This window comes from Flavobacterium psychroterrae, assembly GCF_018380615.1.
In the GTDB taxonomy this organism is placed as follows: Bacteria; Bacteroidota; Bacteroidia; order Flavobacteriales; family Flavobacteriaceae; genus Flavobacterium; species Flavobacterium psychroterrae.
Genome location: NZ_JAGYVZ010000057.1, coordinates 1 through 3824, shown reverse-complemented (window position 1 = coordinate 3824; position 3824 = coordinate 1). Strand labels below are relative to the sequence as shown.

General features: G+C 46.3%; 2 tRNA genes and 2 rRNA genes (1 of these 4 running past the window's edge). All 4 read left to right on the top strand.

The window, feature by feature from the left end:
* Window positions 1-249 (top strand): 16S ribosomal RNA (locus tag KHA90_RS24815) (it extends 1364 nt beyond the left edge of the window).
* A 123-nt stretch (window positions 250-372) separates the two neighbouring features.
* Window positions 373-446: transfer RNA gene (locus KHA90_RS24810), tRNA-Ile, on the top strand.
* A gap of 139 nt (window positions 447-585) precedes the next feature.
* Window positions 586-659: transfer RNA gene (locus KHA90_RS24805), tRNA-Ala, on the top strand.
* Window positions 660-850: 191 nt separating this feature from the next.
* Window positions 851-3734: ribosomal RNA gene (locus KHA90_RS24800) — 23S ribosomal RNA — on the top strand.
* Together the 16S and 23S rRNA genes with 2 tRNA genes alongside form the textbook arrangement of a ribosomal RNA operon.
* Window positions 3735-3824 lie beyond the last annotated feature (90 nt).

Here is a 3824-nt window from a genome sequence, read left to right as displayed (position 1 = left end):
CAAAACCGGTCACAGTTCGGATCGGAGTCTGCAACTCGACTCCGTGAAGCTGGAATCGCTAGTAATCGGATATCAGCCATGATCCGGTGAATACGTTCCCGGGCCTTGTACACACCGCCCGTCAAGCCATGGAAGCTGGGGGTGCCTGAAGTCGGTGACCGCAAGGAGCTGCCTAGGGTAAAACTGGTAACTAGGGCTAAGTCGTAACAAGGTAGCCGTACCGGAAGGTGCGGCTGGAACACCTCCTTTCTAGAGCCCCAAGTGTTAGTGGAAACACACGCTGGGGAAAAAAGAAGAAGCTTTATTGGTTTTGATTTTAAGACTATTTTACTCTTGCTGTTAGTTCAAATAATAAATTTTTAGGAATAAGAGTGTCTCGTAGCTCAGCTGGTTAGAGTACTACACTGATAATGTAGGGGTCGACAGTTCGAGTCTGTCCGAGACAACTATTTTATAATTATTAATTTTAAATTATTAATTATAAATTAAAAAAAGCTCCAAACACTTAAAAAAAAAGGAAATTTTAGAAGTTGAGCGTTTATGAGCAATTCATAACTCATAATTCATAACTCATAATTTAAAAATGGGGGATTAGCTCAGCTGGCTAGAGCGCCTGCCTTGCACGCAGGAGGTCAACGGTTCGACTCCGTTATTCTCCACGATTTTAGTCATAAAGCCTAAAGTCATAAAGTCCAAAGTGATTCACTTGACGACTTTTGACTTTTGACCTTCGACTGAATAAAGTTCATTGACATATTGAGATAAGAAAATAATAAAAAGTAGAAAGCGTTTTTTACAATTTATTGTAAAAGACAAAAAAAAACGGTCTTAATTGAATTTAAGATTGGTACAATAAGCAAAATAAGGGCGTATGGGGGATGCCTTGGCTCTCAGAGGCGATGAAAGGCGTGATAAGCTGCGAAAAGCTACGGGGACGGGCACACACCGATTGATCCGTAGATACCTGAATGGGGCAACCCACTATGTTGAAGACATAGTACACCGATAGGTGGGCAAACCCGCTGAACTGAAACATCTAAGTAGGCGGAGGAGAAGAAAACAAAAGTGATTCCGTAAGTAGTGGCGAGCGAACGCGGATTAGCCCAAACCAATGTTGTTACGGCAAGATTGGGGTTGTAGGACCACGACATTTTATGTACAAGGAACCGGAAGTTACTGGAAAGTGACACCATAGAGGGTGATAGTCCCGTATGGGTAACGAGTATAATAGATAGTGGTATCCTGAGTAGGGCGGGGCACGTGAAACCCTGTCTGAATTTGGCGGGACCATCCGCTAAGGCTAAATACTCCTGAGAGACCGATAGTGAACCAGTACCGTGAGGGAAAGGTGAAAAGAACCGTGAATAACGGAGTGAAATAGATCCTGAAACCATACGCTTACAAGCGGTCGGAGCCCTTTCGTGGGGTGACGGCGTGCCTTTTGCATAATGAGCCTACGAGTTAACGTTGCTGGCAAGGTTAAGTGGTTAAGCCACGGATCCGTAGCGAAAGCGAGTCTGAATAGGGCGCTTTAGTCAGTAGTGTTAGACGCGAAACCGTGTGATCTACCCATGGGCAGGTTGAAGCTGTGGTAACACACAGTGGAGGACCGAACCGGTTGACGTTGAAAAGTCTTCGGATGACCTGTGGGTAGGGGTGAAAGGCCAATCAAACTCGGAAATAGCTCGTACTCCCCGAAATGCATTTAGGTGCAGCGTTAGTTATAAAGTTATATAGAGGTAGAGCTACTGATTGGATGCGGGGGCTTCACCGCCTACCAATTCCTGACAAACTCCGAATGCTATATAATGTTCACTAACAGTGAGGGCTTGGGTGCTAAGGTCCAAGTCCGAGAGGGAAAGAACCCAGACCATCAGCTAAGGTCCCCAAATATATACTAAGTTGAAAGAACGAGGTTTGTCTGCCCAGACAGCTAGGATGTTGGCTTGGAAGCAGCCATTCATTTAAAGAGTGCGTAACAGCTCACTAGTCGAGCGGACGAGCATGGATAATAATCGGGCATAAGTATATTACCGAAGCTATGGATTTACAAGCAATTGTAAGTGGTAGGGGAGCATTCTAACAGGGTTGAAGGTGTATCGTAAGGTATGCTGGACTGGTTAGAAAAGAAAATGTAGGCATAAGTAACGATAATGCGGGCGAGAAACCCGCACACCGAAAAACTAAGGTTTCCACAGCTATGCTAATCAGCTGTGGGTTAGTCTGGTCCTAAGGCGAACCCGAAAGGGACAGTCGATGGCTAACGGGTTAATATTCCCGTACTACTAATTACTGTGATGGGGTGACGGAGTGATGAAAGCGCCGCGAACTGACGGAATAGTTCGTTGAAGTACCTACCTATAAGAGATGCAGGCAAATCCACATCTTTTGGGGAAATACGATAGTACTCGGAGTCTTCGGACAAAGAGATAGTGCGCCTAAGGGCTTCCAAGAAAAACCTCTAAACTTCAGGTAATTAGTACCAGTACCGTAAACCGACACAGGTAGTTGAGGAGAGAATCCTAAGGTGCTCGAGAGATTCATGGCTAAGGAATTAGGCAAAATAGACCCGTAACTTCGGGAGAAGGGTCGCCCTGAGTAATCAGGGCCGCAGTGAAGAGGTCCAGGCGACTGTTTATCAAAAACACAGGGCTCTGCAAAATCGTAAGATGAAGTATAGGGCCTGACACCTGCCCGGTGCTGGAAGGTTAAGAGGAGATGTTATCTTCGGAGAAGCATTGAATTGAAGCCCCAGTAAACGGCGGCCGTAACTATAACGGTCCTAAGGTAGCGAAATTCCTTGTCGGGTAAGTTCCGACCTGCACGAATGGTGTAACGATCTGGACACTGTCTCAGCCATGAGCTCGGTGAAATTGTAGTAACGGTGAAGATGCCGTTTACCCGCAGTGGGACGAAAAGACCCTGTGCACCTTTACTATAGCTTAGTATTGACCTTGGATAAATGATGTGTAGGATAGGTTGGAGACTGTGAAGTGGCGTCGCCAGGCGTTGTGGAGTCATTGTTGAAATACAACCCTTTGTTTATCTGAGGCCTAACCCCATTATGTGGGGGACATTGCTTGGTGGGTAGTTTGACTGGGGTGGTCGCCTCCAAAAGAGTAACGGAGGCTTCTAAAGGTTCCCTCAGTACGCTTGGTAACCGTGCGTAGAGTGCAATGGCATAAGGGAGCTTGACTGAGAGACATACAGGTCGATCAGGTACGAAAGTAGAGCATAGTGATCCGGTGGTTCCGCATGGAAGGGCCATCGCTCAAAGGATAAAAGGTACGCCGGGGATAACAGGCTGATCTCCCCCAAGAGCTCATATCGACGGGGGGGTTTGGCACCTCGATGTCGGCTCGTCACATCCTGGGGCTGGAGAAGGTCCCAAGGGTTGGGCTGTTCGCCCATTAAAGTGGCACGCGAGCTGGGTTCAGAACGTCGTGAGACAGTTCGGTCTCTATCTACTGTGGGCGTTAGAAATTTGAGTGGATCTGATTCTAGTACGAGAGGACCGAATTGGACAAACCTCTGGTGTATCTGTTGTTCCGCCAGGAGCATCGCAGAGTAGCTACGTTTGGAAGGGATAAGCGCTGAAAGCATATAAGCGCGAAACCCACCACAAGATGAGATTTCTTTTAAGGATCGTGGAAGATGACCACGTTGATAGGCTATAGATGTAAAGGCAGTAATGTCATAGTCGAGTAGTACTAATAATCCGTAAGCTTATGTACACCCTTTTCCTCCGGGGCAACCCGGAGGAAGAAACTTTCTAAAAATATTAAATAAAATTACTTTTCTTTATCTCAGTATGTTAAGATATT